This is a genomic window from Halovulum marinum, from assembly GCF_009697225.1.
Classification (GTDB): Bacteria; Pseudomonadota; Alphaproteobacteria; order Rhodobacterales; family Rhodobacteraceae; genus Halovulum; species Halovulum marinum.
The window spans coordinates 416,519-431,619 of the sequence record NZ_WIND01000001.1 but is presented as its reverse complement, the minus strand read 5'-3'; the positions used below and the strand labels follow the sequence as shown (position 1 = coordinate 431,619).

The 15,101-nt window shown below is 71.5% G+C and carries 14 protein-coding genes; 10 read left to right on the top strand and 4 right to left on the bottom strand.

All coding sequences use genetic code 11. The features are described 5' to 3' along the window. Nucleotides 1-80: 80 nt before the first annotated feature. From ruvC to GE300_RS02170, 8 genes are all read left to right on the top strand, one after another. On the top strand, nucleotides 81-587 hold the full coding sequence (gene ruvC, locus GE300_RS02205; protein WP_154444472.1) for a crossover junction endodeoxyribonuclease RuvC: 507 nt from the start codon (nucleotides 81-83) through the stop codon (nucleotides 585-587). Beyond that, on the top strand, nucleotides 584-1,285 hold the full coding sequence (ruvA, locus tag GE300_RS02200; protein WP_154444470.1) for a Holliday junction branch migration protein RuvA: 702 nt from the start codon (nucleotides 584-586) through the stop codon (nucleotides 1,283-1,285). The genes ruvC and ruvA overlap by 4 nt, the downstream gene beginning before the upstream one ends. A 4-nt stretch (nucleotides 1,286-1,289) precedes the next feature. Further along, nucleotides 1,290-2,369: a Holliday junction branch migration DNA helicase RuvB gene (gene ruvB, locus GE300_RS02195; protein WP_154444468.1), complete on the top strand. Its 1,080-nt coding sequence runs from the start codon at nucleotides 1,290-1,292 to the stop codon at nucleotides 2,367-2,369. Nucleotides 2,370-2,448: 79 nt separating this feature from the next. Then, nucleotides 2,449-3,129, top strand: coding sequence for a hypothetical protein (locus GE300_RS02190; RefSeq protein WP_233416706.1), 681 nt, complete (start codon nucleotides 2,449-2,451; stop codon nucleotides 3,127-3,129). A 254-nt stretch (nucleotides 3,130-3,383) separates the two neighbouring features. Continuing rightward, nucleotides 3,384-4,973, top strand: a complete 1,590-nt coding sequence (locus GE300_RS02185; RefSeq protein WP_154444466.1) for a peptide ABC transporter substrate-binding protein — start codon at nucleotides 3,384-3,386, stop codon at nucleotides 4,971-4,973. Nucleotides 4,974-5,063: 90 nt separating this feature from the next. Beyond that, the gene (gene oppB / locus GE300_RS02180; protein WP_154444464.1) at nucleotides 5,064-5,987 is read left to right on the top strand and encodes an oligopeptide ABC transporter permease OppB; all 924 of its coding nucleotides are present in this window, start codon (nucleotides 5,064-5,066) and stop codon (nucleotides 5,985-5,987) included. Beyond that, nucleotides 5,980-7,116, top strand: a complete 1,137-nt coding sequence (locus GE300_RS02175) for an ABC transporter permease (RefSeq protein ID WP_154444462.1) — start codon at nucleotides 5,980-5,982, stop codon at nucleotides 7,114-7,116. Before oppB ends, GE300_RS02175 begins: the two co-directional genes overlap by 8 nt. Before the next feature lies 1 nt (nucleotide 7,117). Next, nucleotides 7,118-8,731 (top strand): ABC transporter ATP-binding protein, encoded by a 1,614-nt coding sequence (locus GE300_RS02170; protein WP_154444460.1) that lies wholly within the window; start codon nucleotides 7,118-7,120, stop codon nucleotides 8,729-8,731. Nucleotides 8,732-8,858: 127 nt separating this feature from the next. On the opposite strand, the gene GE300_RS02165 is transcribed toward GE300_RS02170, so the two are convergent. Genes GE300_RS02165 through GE300_RS02150 form a run of 4 tightly spaced genes read right to left on the bottom strand, consistent with a single transcriptional unit; the run spans nucleotide 8,859 to nucleotide 13,693 of the window. Continuing rightward, entirely contained in the window at nucleotides 8,859-9,422 is a 564-nt protein-coding gene (locus GE300_RS02165) for a PqiC family protein (protein ID WP_154444458.1), read from the bottom strand. 1 nt (nucleotide 9,423) lies between these two features. Continuing rightward, the gene (locus GE300_RS02160) at nucleotides 9,424-12,429 is read right to left on the bottom strand and encodes an MlaD family protein (protein ID WP_154444456.1); all 3,006 of its coding nucleotides are present in this window, start codon (nucleotides 12,427-12,429) and stop codon (nucleotides 9,424-9,426) included. Further along, nucleotides 12,426-13,064: a paraquat-inducible protein A gene (locus GE300_RS02155; RefSeq protein WP_325063063.1), complete on the bottom strand. Its 639-nt coding sequence runs from the start codon at nucleotides 13,062-13,064 to the stop codon at nucleotides 12,426-12,428. Before GE300_RS02155 ends, GE300_RS02160 begins: the two co-directional genes overlap by 4 nt. Next, on the bottom strand, nucleotides 13,061-13,693 hold the full coding sequence (locus GE300_RS02150) for a paraquat-inducible protein A (protein ID WP_154444454.1): 633 nt from the start codon (nucleotides 13,691-13,693) through the stop codon (nucleotides 13,061-13,063). Before GE300_RS02150 ends, GE300_RS02155 begins: the two co-directional genes overlap by 4 nt. Nucleotides 13,694-13,881: 188 nt before the next feature. Here GE300_RS02150 and GE300_RS02145 point away from each other — a divergent pair, with 188 nt between their 5' ends. Further along, complete coding sequence (locus GE300_RS02145) at nucleotides 13,882-14,280, top strand: YbgC/FadM family acyl-CoA thioesterase (protein WP_154444452.1); 399 nt, start codon at nucleotides 13,882-13,884, stop codon at nucleotides 14,278-14,280. A 115-nt stretch (nucleotides 14,281-14,395) separates the two neighbouring features. Next, nucleotides 14,396-15,100, top strand: coding sequence for a protein TolQ (gene tolQ, locus GE300_RS02140; RefSeq protein WP_154444450.1), 705 nt, complete (start codon nucleotides 14,396-14,398; stop codon nucleotides 15,098-15,100). Nucleotide 15,101: the final 1 nt, after the last annotated feature.

The window sequence follows — 15,101 nt, the reverse complement described above, 5'->3', positions numbered from 1 at the left end:
AAGCCTTTTCCTTTGGCAGATGTTCGCGCTTCGTGCTAAGGCCGCGGTAACAAGAACATGAGCAGGCACAAGGATCGCGCATGCGCGTCATTGGCATCGACCCGGGGCTGAGGCGCACCGGATGGGGCATCGTCGACGTGCACGGCACGCGGCTGAGCCACGTCGGCAACGGCGTGTGCGAATCATCCGGCGCCGACCTGGCGCTGCGGCTGCTGTCGCTGTACCGCGCGCTGGCCGCGGTGATCGCCGCCCACGCGCCCGAGCGCGCCGCGGTCGAGCAGACGTTCGTCAACAAGGACGCCGCCGGCACGCTGAAGCTGGGCCAGGCCCGCGGCATCGCGCTGCTGGCGCCGGCCGAGGCCGGGCTGCCGGTGGCGGAATACGCGCCCAACGCGGTGAAGAAGGTGGTGGTCGGCGTCGGCCACGCCGACAAGCGCCAGGTCGAGCACATGGTGCGGCTGCAGCTGCCGCAGGCGCAGATCGCCGGCCCCGACGCCGCCGACGCGCTGGCGATCGCGCTGTGCCACGCGCATCACCTGCAGTTCGCCGGCAAGCTGGACGCGGCGCTGGCGAAGGCGGGCGCATGATCGGGCGGGTCACCGGGCGGCTGGGCTATCGCGCCAGCGATCACGCGCTGATCGATGCCGGCGGCGTGGGCTATGTGGTGTACTGCTCGGAGCGGACGCTGGCGGCGCTGCCGGGGCAGGGCGAGTGGGTGTCGCTGTTCACCGAGATGCTGGTGCGCGAGGACGCGATCACGCTGTTCGGCTTCCTGACGCTGGCCGAGAGGGAATGGCACCGGCTGCTGACCTCGGTGCAGGGGATCGGCGCCAAGGGGGCGATGGCGATCCTCGGCACGCTGGGCGCGGACGGCGTCGGCCGGGCGATCTCGCTGGGCGACGCCAGCGCGATCAAGGCGGCGCCGGGGGTCGGGCCGAAGACCGCGAACCGGGTGATCATGGAGCTGCGCGACAAGGCGCCCTCGGTGCTGGCGCTGGGCGCGGCGGGCGCCACCCCGGCCATGGGGCCGGCCACGGCCGGCCCCGCTCCGGCGGCAGGCCCGCCGGAGGCGCCGCCGCAGGATGCGGCGGCGATGGCCTTTCGCCCCGCGCCGGAAGTGGCGCCGATGGCCGGCGCCCGGGCCGACGCGCTGTCGGCGCTGGTCAACCTGGGCTACGGGCACGGCGACGCCGCCACCGCCGTCGCCGAGGCCGAGGATGCCGGCGCCGCGGATGCCGCCGGGCTGATCCGCGGCGCGCTGCGCCTGCTGGCGCCGAAGGGATGAGCCGATGACCGACGCCCCCGACCCGACCCGGCCCGATCCGGCCCGGCCCGATCCGGCGCTGCCCGACCCGGCGCTGCGCGGCACCGCCCGCCCCGAGGACGCCGACCGCGCGCTGCGCCCGCAGTCGCTGGCCGAGTTCACCGGCCAGGCCGAGGCGCGCGCCAACCTCGCCGTGTTCATCGAGAGCGCCCGCCGCCGGGGCGAGGCGATGGACCACGCGCTGTTCTACGGCCCGCCCGGCCTGGGCAAGACCACGCTGGCGCAGATCATGGCGCGCGAGCTGGGCGTCAGCTTCCGCATGACCTCGGGGCCGGTGCTGGCGAAGGCGGGCGACCTGGCGGCGATCCTGACGAACCTCGAAGCCCGCGACGTGCTGTTCATCGACGAGATCCACCGGCTGAACCCGGTGGTCGAGGAGGTGCTGTATCCGGCGATGGAGGATTACGCGCTGGACCTGGTGATCGGCGAGGGGCCGGCGGCGCGCACCGTGCGCATCGACCTGCCGCCGTTCACGCTGGTCGGCGCCACCACCCGGCTGGGGCTGCTGACAACGCCGCTGCGCGACCGCTTCGGCATCCCGGTGCGGCTGGAGTTCTACACCGTCGACGAGCTGGTCAGCATCGTCACCCGCGGCGCCCGCCTGCTGCAGGCCGAGGCGACGCCGGACGGCGCGCGCGAGATCGCCCGCCGCGCCCGCGGCACGCCGCGGATCGCCGGGCGGTTGCTGCGCCGGGTGGTCGATTTCGCCGTAGTCGAGGGCGACGGCAAGGTGACGCAGGCCATCGCCGACCGCGCGCTGACCCGGCTGGGGGTCGACGAGCTTGGCCTCGACAGCGCCGACCGCCGCTACCTGGGCCTGCTGGCCGAGCACTACGGCGGCGGGCCGGTCGGGGTCGAGACCATCGCCGCCGCGCTGTCCGAGGCGCGCGACGCGATCGAGGAGGTGATCGAGCCGTTCCTGCTGCAGCAGGGGCTGGTGCAGCGCACGCCGCGCGGCCGGCAGCTGGGCGCGGCGGCGTGGCGGCACCTGGGGCTGGCGGCGCCGGCGCCGCGCGAGCAGCCCTCGCTGTTCGGCGGCAAGTAGTGCCCGCGGCGGGCGCGACGGGTTTACCGCCCGCGGCGCGCGCCCTATGACCGGCGCGACCGCGAAGGAGGCCCGCGCCATGACCCCCGCCATGACTCCCGCCAGTATCCCCCGGATCACCCCCGAGACCGTCGAGGCGCTGTTCACCCGCGGCGACGGCAGCTTCCGCTTCGCCCGCTGGGGCCGGCCGCTGGCGCCGGTGGTGTTCGGCACCGAAGACGCCTCGCTGGACCCGATCAAGGACGCGCTGCGCGCCACCGCGGCGCTGGGCGATCTGCCGGTCGCCGAAACCGACCCGGAGTTCGGCGCGAACCTGCTGATCTTCTTCGTCCGCGACTGGGCCGAGCTGGCGGGAGTGCCGAACCTGGACCGGCTGCTGCCCGATCTGGCGCCGCTGCTGGAGCGGCTGCGGCGGGCGCGGGCGAACCAGTACCGCAGCTTCCGCTTCGACGCCGACGGCGCGATCAGCCTGTGCACCATCCTGCTGCGGATGGACGCCGCACTGGCGGCGCTGCCGGCGCAGACCCTGGCCAGCGGGCAGATGGTGCAGAGCATGCTGCTGTGGTCCGACACCGCCTTCGCCACCGAAAGCCCGCTGGCCACCGTGACCGGCAGCGGCCACACCGCGGCGCGGCCGGACATCGCGGCGCTGATCCGGGCGGCCTACGACCCGGTGCTGCCCGCCGCCAGCACCGAGCCGGCGCACGCGCACCGGCTGGCGGCCCGCGCCGGGCTGCTGCTGGGCCGCCCCGGGGGCTGAGCCTCGGGCGGAAACCCGCCTGTGTGCAACTGCGAGAGAATCCGCGCCGCCGACGGCCCGGTTTCCGTACGCAGCGGGCGGCCGGAATTTCCGTGCGCGCGCGCCCGCCTTGCGGCAACATTCCGCACGTCACGAAAGCGTCATCTTCGCACCGGTTGACGTGCCGTCACGTCAGCGCAGGTGGCAACATTGTGAAGCCTCGGGGCTTGTGCCAGCATGCGGCCACCCAACGATTTTTGAAGGGAGAGAACGATATGCTGTTCAGGCAATTCAGCGCCTTTGCGGCGGCGGGTGCGATCACCGCCGCGCTGGCCGGTCCCGCCATGGCGCAGACCTACATCCGGGGCACCGACGGCGACCCCGAGACGCTGGACCAGCACAAGACCTCGACCGTGACCGAGGCGAACCTGCTGCGCGACCTTTACGAGGGGCTGGTGGTCTACGACGAGAAGGCGCAGATCATTCCCGGCGTGGCCGAAAGCTGGGACATCAGCGAGGACGGGCTGACCTACACCTTCAACCTGCGCGACGACGCCACCTGGTCGAACGGCGATCCGGTGACGGCGGAGGATTTCGTCTACTCGCTGAAGCGGATCCAGGATCCGGCGACGGCGGCGAAGTACGCCAGCATCCTCTACCCGATCAAGAATGCCGAGGCGATCAACGCCGGCGAGGCCGAGATCGACACCCTGGGCGTGAGGGCGGTGGACGAGCGCACGCTGGAGATCACCCTCGAGCAGCCGACGCCCTATTTCGTCGAACTGCTGCAGCACCAGACCGCGCTGCCGGTGCATCCGGCGAGCGTCGAGGAGTACGGCGCCGATTTCGTGCAGCCCGAGAACATGGTCTCGAACGGCGCCTACACGCTGGAATCGTTCGTGCCCAACGACAAGATCGTGCTGACCAGGTCGGACAGCTTCCGCGAGGCCGACCAGGTTTCGATCGAGCGCATCGAGTTCACCCCGTTCGAGGACCGCGCCACCTGCGTGCGCCGCTTCGAGGCCGGCGAGGTGCATTCCTGCTCGGACGTGCCGGGCGAGCAGATCCCGCGCCTGCGCGAGACGCTGGGCGAGCAGCTGCGCATCGCGCCGTACCTGGGCGTCTACTACTACGGCATCAACACCAAGCGCGAGCACCTGTCCGATCCGAAGGTGCGCCAGGCGCTGTCGATGGTCATCGACCGCGAGTTCCTGGCCGACGAGATCTGGAGCGGCACCATGGTGCCCGCCTACAGCTGGGTGCCGCCGGGGATCGGCAACTACACCGAGGACGCGCCGCAGCTGGACTATGCCGAGACCTCGATGCTGGACCGCGAGGACCAGGCCATCGCGCTGATGGAAGAGGCCGGCTACGGCCCCGACAACCCGCTGCAGATCGAGATCAGCTACAACACCTCGGAGAACCACAAGAACACCGCGACCGCGATCGCGGACATGTGGGCGACGCTGGGGGTGGAGACCACCTTCAACGTGCGCGACGCCTCGGCGCACTACGCCATGCTGCGCGACGACAAGGTGCATGACGTGGCCCGCGCCGGCTGGATCGGCGACTATTCCGACCCGCAGAACTTCCTGTTCCTCAACGAGTCGCACAACACCGGGTTCAACTACGGCAACTACGAGAACCCGGAATACGACGCGCTGATGGACAAGGCCGCCGCCGAGACCGACCTGGCCGCCCGCGCCGACATCCTGGCCGAGGCCGAGGCGGTGTTCCTGCGCGACCTGCCGCAGATCCCGCTGCTGTTCTACTCCTCGCGCAGCCTGGTCTCGGACAAGCTGCAGGGCTGGGAGGACAACATCCAGAACGCGCACGCGACGCGCTGGATGTCGATCGCCGAGTGATTCGAGCCATTGCCGGCGCCCCGGGTCCGCCCGGGGCGCCGGCGGCTCGCCGGGCATGTTGCCCGACCCGTTGCAGGAGAGCCCCGGCCCATGCTGTCCTATGCCCTCAAGCGCCTGCTGGGCGCCGTTCCGACGTTGTTCTTCATCATCACCGCCGCGTTCTTCCTGATGCGCGTCGCCCCCGGCGGCCCGTTCGACCAGGAGCGCACGCTGGAGCCGTCAGTGATGGCGAACCTGAACGCCACATTCGGCCTCGACCGCCCGCTGCACGAGCAGTACCTGATGTACCTGGGCAACCTGGCGCGCGGCGACATGGGGCCGAGCTTCGTCTATCGCGACTTCAAGGTACACGAGCTGCTGGGCTCGGGGCTGCCGGTGTCGATCCAGCTGGGCCTGTCGGCGCTGCTGCTGGCGTTCATCGTCGGCGCCACGCTGGGCTGCGTCGCGGCGCTGCGGCAGAATTCCTGGGTCGACTATCTGGTGATCTCGGTCGCGACTTTCGGCATCACCGTGCCGAACTTCGTCGTCGCGCCGGTGCTGGCGCTGATCTTCGCGGTCTGGCTGGACCTGCTGCCCGCCGGCGGCTGGCAGAACTGGAGCCCCGAGCACATGCTGCTGCCGGTGGTCACGCTGGCGCTGCCGCAGGTCGCGGTGGTCGCCCGGCTGATCCGCGGCGCGATGATCGAGGCGCTGCGCTCGGACCATGTCCGCACCGCGCGCGCCTACGGCCTGCCGACCCGGCGGATCGTGATCTACCACGCGCTGCGCGCCGCCAGCCTGCCCGCCGTCACCTATCTTGGCCCGGCCGCCGCCGCGCTGCTGACCGGCTCGATCGTGGTCGAGCAGATCTTCGGCATCCCCGGCATCGGCCGCTATTTCGTGCAGGGCGCGCTGAACCGCGACTACACGCTGGTGATGGGCACGGTGATCATCGTCGCCGTCTTTGTCGTCCTGTTCAATCTGCTTGTCGATCTGGCCTACGCCGCGCTGGATCCGAGGGTTTGCTATGACTGACCGCACCGCCCTGTCGCTGGACCAGGAGGCGCCCGCGCGTCCGTCCCGCTCGCTCTGGGCCACCGCCTTCCTGCGCCTGAAGCGCAACACGCTGGCGATGATCTCGCTGGCCGTGCTGATCTTCTATATTCTTGCCGGGATCATCGGCCCCGAGATCACCAACCACCACTACGCCGAGGTCTATCCGGAGTTCGTGAAGGTGCCGGCCAGCCTGGAGGGCTATCCGAAATCCGACGAGATCCCGGCGCTGGCCGAAAGCGCGCTGGCCCGCGCCCGGCTGGATCTGGGGCAGATCACCGTCGACGGCGGCACGATCCGCGTCGAGGCGTCCTCGTCGCGCGAGATCGACCCGCGGGTGACCCGCTACCTGGACCGCTCGGACCTGTTCGCGAATTCGCGCATCGCCGAGACCTCGGCCGACGGGCAGTCGGTGGTGATGGAGGCGGACGTCGAACGGCTGCACTTCTATTTCGGCACCGACGCGAACGGCCGCGACCTGCTGGCGCGGACGCTGATCTCGGTCCGGGTGTCGCTGATGATCGGCGCGCTGGCCACAAGTGTCGCGCTGCTGATCGGCGTGCTTTACGGCGCCACCGCCGGGTTCGTCGGCGGGCGCGTGGACAATTTCATGATGCGCGTCGTCGACGTGCTGTACTCGCTGCCGTTCATCTTCTTCGTGATCCTGCTGGTGGTGTTCTTCGGCCGCAACGTGGTGCTGATGTTCATCGCCGTCGGCGCGGTCGAATGGCTGGACATGGCGCGGATCGTGCGCGGCCAGACGCTGAGCCTGAAGAACCGCGAGTTCGTGCAGGCGGCCGAGGCGCTGGGGGTGCGGTCCGCCGGGATCCTGCGGCGGCACATCATTCCCAACACGCTGGGGCCGGTGATCATCTACATGACGCTGCTGATCCCCAAGGTGATCCTGCTGGAATCGTTCCTGTCGTTCCTGGGCCTGGGCGTGCAGGAGCCGTTGACCTCGCTGGGGGTGCTGATTTCGGAAGGGGCCAAGAACATGCGCGGCGACGCCTACATGCTGTTCTTCCCCGCCGCCACGCTGACCCTGCTGCTGTTCGCGCTGAACTTCCTGGGCGACGGCCTGCGCGACGCGCTCGATCCGAAGGACCGCTGAGATGGCGCCGATCTTCAAGCTGACCGACATGCATGTGCGCTTCGACACCCCCGACGGCGAGGTGCACGCGGTGTGCGGCACCTCGATGCACGTCGATCCCGGCGAGACCGTCGCGGTGGTCGGCGAAAGCGGCTCGGGCAAGAGCCAGATCATGATGGCGGCGATGGGTCTTTTGTCGTCCAACGGCAGGGCGCAGGGCTCGGCGAGGTTCCGCAATCAGGAACTGCTGGGCCTGAGCCCGCGCAAGCTGAACCAGCTGCGCGGCAAGAAGATCACCATGATCTTCCAGGAGCCGATGACCTCGCTGGATCCGCTGTACCGGATCGGCGACCAGTTGATCGAGCCGATGATCGAGCACGAGGGCCTGAGCGCCCGCAGGGCCCGCGCCCGCGCGCTGGAGCTGCTGAAGCTGGTGATGATCCCCGAGCCCGAGCGCAAGCTGCGCGCCTATCCGCACGAGCTGTCGGGCGGCCAGCGCCAGCGGGTGATGATCGCGATGGCGCTGTCGGGCGATCCGGACCTGCTGATCGCCGACGAGCCGACCACCGCGCTGGACGTGACCATCCAGGCCGAGATCCTGGCGCTGCTGGCGCAGCTGCAGAAGAAGCTGGGCATGGCGATCCTGTTCATCACCCACGATCTGACCATCGTCGAGGCGTTCGCCGACCGGGTCTACGTGATGCGCAAGGGCGCGGTGATGGAGGAGGGCCCGGTGACGCGGATCTTCGCCGACCCGCAGCACGCGTACACGAAGATGCTGCTGGCGGCCGAGCCGCACGGCCGCAAGGACCCGGTGCCGTCGGCGCCGGTGCTGCTTCAGGCCGACGGCGTGCGCGTGACCTTCACCCGCAGCAAGGGCCTGTTCGGCCATGACGAGCTGTGCGCGGTCGACGGGCTGGACATCCAGCTGCGCGAGGGGCAGACCATCGGCATCGTCGGCGAATCCGGCTCGGGCAAGTCCACCTTCGGGCGGGCGCTGCTGCAGATGCTGCCGTCCGAGGGCACGGTGGTGTTTCAGGGCGCGCGGATCTCGGGGCTGGACAGGTCGGCGATGCGCAAGCACCGCAAGGCGCTGCAGATGGTGTTCCAGGACCCTTACGGGTCGCTGTCGCCGCGGATGACCGTGGGCGAGATCATCACCGAGGGGCTGCTGGTGCACCAGCCCGAGCTGTCCGGCCGGGACCGCGAGGCGCGCGCCGCCGAGGCGCTGAAGGCGGTCGGGCTCGAGGCGAACATGCGCAACCGCTTCCCGCACGAGTTCTCGGGCGGGCAGCGCCAGCGCATCGCCATCGCCCGCGCGGTGATCCTGCGGCCCAAGGTGGTGGTGCTGGACGAGCCGACCTCGGCGCTGGACCGCTCGGTGCAGGCGCAGGTGATCGAGCTGCTGCGCGACCTGCAGCGCGAGTTCGGCCTGAGCTACATCTTCATCAGCCACGACCTGGCGGTGGTGCGCGCGCTGTCGGACACGGTGATCGTGATGAAGGAGGGCAAGGTGGTCGAACAGGGCCCGGTGGACCGGATCTTCGACGCGCCGCAAAGCGCCTACACCCGCGAGCTGATCGAGGCCGCGTTCCGCCTGAACACGGTGCTGGACCGCGCCGCCGCCCGCGCCTGACGCCGCCGCGGACGGCCCCGGCGGGGCGCTCTGCGCGCGCCCTTCCACGTCCCCGAAATATCCCCGCCGGAGGCATCCGCCGCCCCGCAGGGGCGGCCCCCCCCGCCCGCAGTCCGGCCAAGCCCGGCTACAGCCCGCCTTCGGCGATCTGGCGCGCCACCTGGGCGATCACCGCGCCCTTCGCCGCCGCCAGCGAGGACAGGTCGGTGCCGGCATAGGGCGCCGACGCCGCGAAGCTCCGGGCGACGTCGGCCCCGTCCGCGCCGCGCCGCGCGATGTAGTACTGCCCCGAGGCGCGGAAGATGCCGTCGGCATCCGCCACCAGCCTGTCGAAGCGCACCTCGAGCTCGGCGTCGGGCTGCTCGGCCAGCGGCCAGGGGCTTTCCGCGACCCGCGCGCCGGTCAGCGCCGACAGGCTTTCGACCAGCCCGCGCGCCACCGCGCGCACCGGATCGTCCGCCCACAGGACCTCGGTGTCCGAGCGCAGGCTGCGGTCGGCGGCGGCGTAGTGGATCGTCTCCAGCTCGGCATAGAGCGGCAGCGTCACCTCGCGCAGCTCGACCGAGCCGGCGGCGATCCGCACCCGCTCCTGCGGGGCGGGGATCGGCACCTCGTAGCGCAGCGGGCCCTCGGTCGAGCCGCAGCCGGCCAGGGCCAGCGCCAGCAGGGTGGTGGCAATTCTTGATGTCATGTCATCGTCCCAGCAGCAGCGAATTCGGATTGCGCTCGATCGAGCGGGTCAGCGAGTTGACCGCGCGGGCGGCGGTCTCGACCGCGCCCAGCATCGCGCGGATCTCGGCGTAGAGCCGCGATTCGGCGTCGAGCGAGGACAGCGTCGTCCGCGCCTGATCGGACAGCACCTGCAGCCGCCCGGCCAGCGCCGGCAGGCTTTCCGCGGCGGCGGCGATCGATTCGGCGGCCTCGCGGGTGGCGGCCAGCGTGGCGTTGGTGTTCTCGGCCACGCCGCCCTCGCGCAGATCGCCCAGCATCGCCTCGACCTGCGCCAGCGCACCGTTCAGCGCGCCGGGCAGCGCCCGTGCGTCGTCGGTGCCGACCACCCGCCGCACGTCCGCCAGCAGCGCCTCGGCCTCGGCGGCGAGCTGGTCCAGCGGCACCTGCTCGACCCGGGCGGCGATGTTGTCCAGCCGCGCGGTCAGGCCCGGCAGCGCATCGGTGGCGTCGGCGACCGAGGCCGCGGCGCGGCGCGCATCGGTCAGCGTCAGGCTCAGGTCCGCCGACAGCTGCTCGGCGTCGACCGCGGACAGCAGATCGCGCGCGCGCTGCAGCGCGGCGTCGAGCGTGGCGAGCGCGTCGGCGGCCTGCGCCGGCAGCGCCTGCGCGGCGTCCGAGGCGGTGATCCCGCGCAGGTTCTCCAGCACGGCGGCAAGCTCGGTGCCGATCCGCTCCAGCGGCAGGTCCTGCACGTTGGCGGCGGCGGCGTCGATGCGGCCGAGCAGGGCCGGCACCCGGTCCGAGGCGGCGGCAAGATCGTCGGCCACCGCGCGCGCGCTGGCCAGCGTCGCGGCCAGATCCTCGACCGCGCCTGTGTCGGTGACCGTGGCGAGCGCGGCGCGGGCGTCCGCGGCCGCGGCGCCGACATCGGCCAGCGCGGTCCCGACCTGCGCCGGGATGGCCTTGATCGCCGGATCGCCCAGTACGCTGCGCGCGTCGGTCAGCAGCCCGTCGGCGTTGGCCGCGATCTCGGCCAGCGCGATCGACTGCACGTCGGCGGCGACGGCGTCGAGCCGCCCGACCAGCTGCGGCACCTGCCCGGACGCGGCGGCGAGATCGTCGGCGATCCGGCGCGCGCCGGCCAGCGTGGCGGTCAGATCGTCGGCGGCGCCGCCCTCGGCGATGCCCGCGACCAGCGCGCGGGCGTCGGCGACCGCCGCGCCCAAGTCCGTCAGCGCCGATCCGACCTGCGCCGGAATGCCCTGGATCGCCGGGTCGGACAGCACCGCACGGGCGTCGACCAGCAGGCCGTCGGCGCTTGCCACCACGTCGTCGAGCGGCAGTTCCTGCACCCGTGCGGCAAGCCCGCGCAGGTCGGCGACCAGGTCCGGCAGGTCGTCGGCGGTGGCGGCGATGCCGTCGGCCGCCCGCGCGGCGGCGTCCAGCGCCTGCGCCAGCCGCCCGGCGGCGTCGGCCTCGGCAAGCTGCGCGATCAGGCCCTCGGCCTGGCCGGCGGCGGATTCCAGGCTGCCCAGCAGGTTGCCGACCTGGCCCGGCAGCGCCTGCAGCTGGTCCGAGGCGACCACCTCGCGCGCCGAGGCCAGCAGATCGGCGGCCTCGCGCGGGACCCGGCGGAGGTTGTCGTCGGCCAGGATCCGGTTGGCGTTGTCCAGCACGCCGATGGTCTGGTCGAGCAGTTCCTCGAACGGCAGCGCCGCGACGCGGTCGATCAGCCCCTCGACCGAGTTGCCGTCGCCCTGGCCGTCGAAGGGCAGGGTGGGGAATTCGGGGAACGGGGTTTCGCTGCCGCCCAGCGCCGCCGGCGCGGCCTGCTCGACCTGCTCGATCACCACCTTCAGCCCGCCGGTCAGGATGCTGGCCGGCGTCAGCCGGGCGCGCATGCCGCGCTCTACCGAGCCGGCAAGGAAGTTGTAGGTCTCGGCCTCGGCGTCGGGGCCGGCGAAGCCGAGCTTGCCCGGGTCCAGCTCGGCAGTGGCCAGCATCCGCACCCGGCGGTCGCCGAACCGGTCCTCGTCCACCAGCCCGCCGACCGCGGCGACCGCGCCGACGACGACGCCGCCCAGCTCGATGCTGGCGTCGGCGTCGAGCCCGCCGGTGTCGCCCTCGAACACCATCGACAGGCGCACCGGCTCGGTCCCGGTGCCGGAGAACAGGCTGGAGCGCGCGTCCTCCTCGGAGCCGAACAGCTCGAACACCTCGCCCGGCGCCACCGCCTGCGATTCGTTGATCACGGTGTCGAAGCTGACCCCGCCCGAGACCAGCGACGCCAGGCTGGACACGTCGAGCTGGGCGCCGCGCGGTCCGAAGGTCAGCCGGAACCCGGAGGTGTTCCAGAACCGGGTCGCGCTGCTGACGTGCTGCGCGTAGGGCGCGCGGATGAACGCTTCGGCGATCACCGACTGGCCGTCCTGCGCCAGTTCCGGCCGGCCGACGCGGCCGACCTCGATGCCGCGGTAGAGCACCGGCGTGTCCTCGGACAGGCCCTCGCCGCCGCGCGAGCGCAGGGTGACCGTCAGCCCCTCCTGGTCCGAACGCGCCGTCGGCGCCTGCTCCAGCCCGGTGAAACGGCTGCCGGCGCGACCCGGTTCGGTGTCCCACACGCCCTCGATGTAGACGCCGGAGATCACCGTATCGAGCCCGCTGACGCCGCGCGCGGTGACCTGCGGCCGGACCACCCAGAACTGGCTGCCCTCGTCGACGAAGGGCGCGATGTCGGCATCCAGCCGCACCGCGACGACCACGGATTCCAGCCCGGCGGCGAACTGCACCTTCTCGACCACGCCCACCGGCACGTCGCGGTAGCGCAGCGTGGTCTGCTTGGCGACGACACCGGAGGCGTTCTCGAACAGGATCTCGATCACCGGGCCGCGGCTGGCGTAGTTCTGCCACGCCAGCAGCAGCGAGATCACCACCGCGCCCAACGGCACCAGCCAGACCGGCGACAGCCGCTGCAGCGGGCCGGGACGCGGGCCCGACATCTGCGGCTCGGGGATCTGGTCGGTCATGCGGCGTCCTGCTCCTGTCCGGTCTGGTCGAAGATCAAGCGTGAATCGAAGCTTTGCGCCGAGAGCATGGTGAACACAACCGACAGCGCGAAGGTGACCGCCGCCGGTCCGGGCCGGATGCTGACCAGCGAGCCGAGCTGGACCAGCGCCGACAGGATCGCGACCACGAACACGTCGATCATCGACCAGCGGCCGACGAACTCGACCATCTCGTACAGCCGGTGCCGCCGGTGGCCGGAATGCCGCTGCCGCCCGTGGATCGAGATCGCGAGGAAGGCGATCGCGCCGAACTTGCCGACCGGGATCGCGACGCTGGCGATCAGGATCACCGCGGCGACGCCCAGCGAGCCGCCCGCGGCCAGTTCCACCGCGCCGCCGACGATGGTGTTTTCCTGGGTGGTGAACAGGGTGTGGGTGCGCAGCATCGGGTAGAGGTTCGCCGGCACATAGGCGAGCAGCCCGGCCGCCCACCACGCCCAGACCCGCTGCATGCTGTGCAGATCGCGCGACCGCAGCCGGCTGCCGCAGCGCCCGCAGCGCGCCTGGCCCTGCGGCCAGACCCGCGTGCAGCGCGTGCACGCCACCAGCCCGGCGTCGCGCGCGCTGATCGCCGCTCCGGTCACAGCTCCGGTCACCGCGCCGACCGTTCCAGCGCCTGCCAGATCGACCACCGGCACATGTAGCCGTCCTTCAGCACCGCCACGATCACCAGCGCCACGAACATCCAGAACGCCGGGCCCAGGACGACCGTCGCCAGCCCGGCGACCTTGACCAGCGCCACGGCGACGCCGATCAGGAAGATCTCGGCCATCGACCAGGGCCGCAGCGCCTCGGCGGTGCGGAACGCCCAGGCGGCTTGCGGCGCCGCCGCGCGACCCGCCGCCAGCGGGCCCAGCACATAGATCAGCAGCAGCATCCGTAGCAGCGGCACGAACACGATCAGCGCCGCCACCGCGATCGACAGGCCGACCATCGGCCCGGCCGAGAACGCCAGCGCCGCGTCGAACACCGAACTTTCGTTGGTCACGCCGGCGGCGGTGATGCCGAGGAACGGGAAGAAGGTCGCCCCCAGCATCAGCACTGCGACGGTGATCGCCATCGCCAGCACCCGCACCAGCGCGCCGCGGCGCGGCGCGATCAGCACCGTCCCGCATCGCCGGCAGCGCGCCTTGCCGCCCGTCGGCGGCTCGGCGGCGCGGTGCAGGGCGTCGCACTGGTGGCAGGCGATCAGCGTCTCGATCGGGACCTCGGCGATGGCGGTCATTCCCTATATCGGCCCCTGTATCGGCCCTGTTGGCGCCGCCGCCGGCCGCCGGCCGCGCGGGCGGCGGCGGCTCGACGACCATGGCGGCGCCTCGACGACCATAGTGGCCCACCGCGCGAGGGCAAGCGGTGCTTGACCCGACGCGCGGCAATGCCCAAGCAGGACGCGCCGATCGGAGGGACCTGCGCATGCACGTTTCGGAATACCGCATCTACTACGAAGACACCGACATGGCCGGGATCGTCTACTATGCGAATTACCTGAAGTACCTGGAGCGCGCACGCTCGGACCTGGTACGCGAGGCCGGCATCGACCAGCTGCGGATGCGCGCGCACGGGCTGGTGTTCGCCGTCGCCCGGGTCGAGGTCACCTTCCGCGCGCCGGCGCGGTTCGGCGAGCTGGTGCAGGTCCGCACCCGGCTGGGCCGCATCGGCGGCGCCACCCTGGCCCTGCCGCAGCAGATCCGCGTCGGCGAGCGTTCGGTGGTCGACGCGCTGACGCGGGTGATCTGCATGACGACCGAGGGTCGTGCCGCGCGCTTTCCGGCGGAGGTTCGCGCAGCCCTTGCCGCGATCGACGCGGATTAGCACGGGTCGCTGGACTTCGGGGCGAATTTTGGTCACAAACGCCGCTTAATCCGATATGGTGCGCCCAAGCCGGCGGGGACCGGCGCGGGCAGACCCTAGAAAATGAGCAGCAGCGATGGATACGGAAATTCTGGCATCGGCCAGCGAGATTGATTTCTCGCTGCTTGGCCTGTTCCTGCGGGCGACGCTCACGGTGAAGATCGTGATGTTCCTGCTGATTCTCGCCTCGGTCTGGTCGTGGGCGATCATCATCCAGAAGCACCTCAACTTCCGCGAGGCGCGCACGCGCGCGCTGGAGTTCGAGGATGCGTTCTGGTCCGGCCAGCCGCTGGACGAGGTCTTCGAGGAACTGGAGGAAGAGCCCGAGGGCGGGCCCGAGAAGATCTTCGTCGCCGGCATGCGCGAGTGGCGCAAGTCGCACAATCTGCAGGGCGGGCTGATCGCCGGGGCGCAGGCGCGGATCGACCGCGCCATGAACATCGCCATCGCCCGCGAGCAGGACGTGATCAACGGCGGCCTCGGGGTGCTGGCGACGGTGGGCTCGATCTCGCCCTTCGTCGGCCTGTTCGGCACCGTCTGGGGCATCAAGTACGCCTTCGAGGAGATCGCGATCCAGCAGTCGACCAACCTGGCGGTGGTCGCGCCCGGCATCGCCGAGGCGCTGCTGGCGACCGCGCTGGGCCTGCTGGCGGCGATCCCGGCGGTGATCTTCTACAACAAGCTGTCGTCGGACGCCGACGCCATCTCGGCCCGCTACGAGTCGTTCGCCGACGAGTTCTCGGTGATCCTGTCGCGCCAGCTTGAAGCCCAGGAGGCCTGAG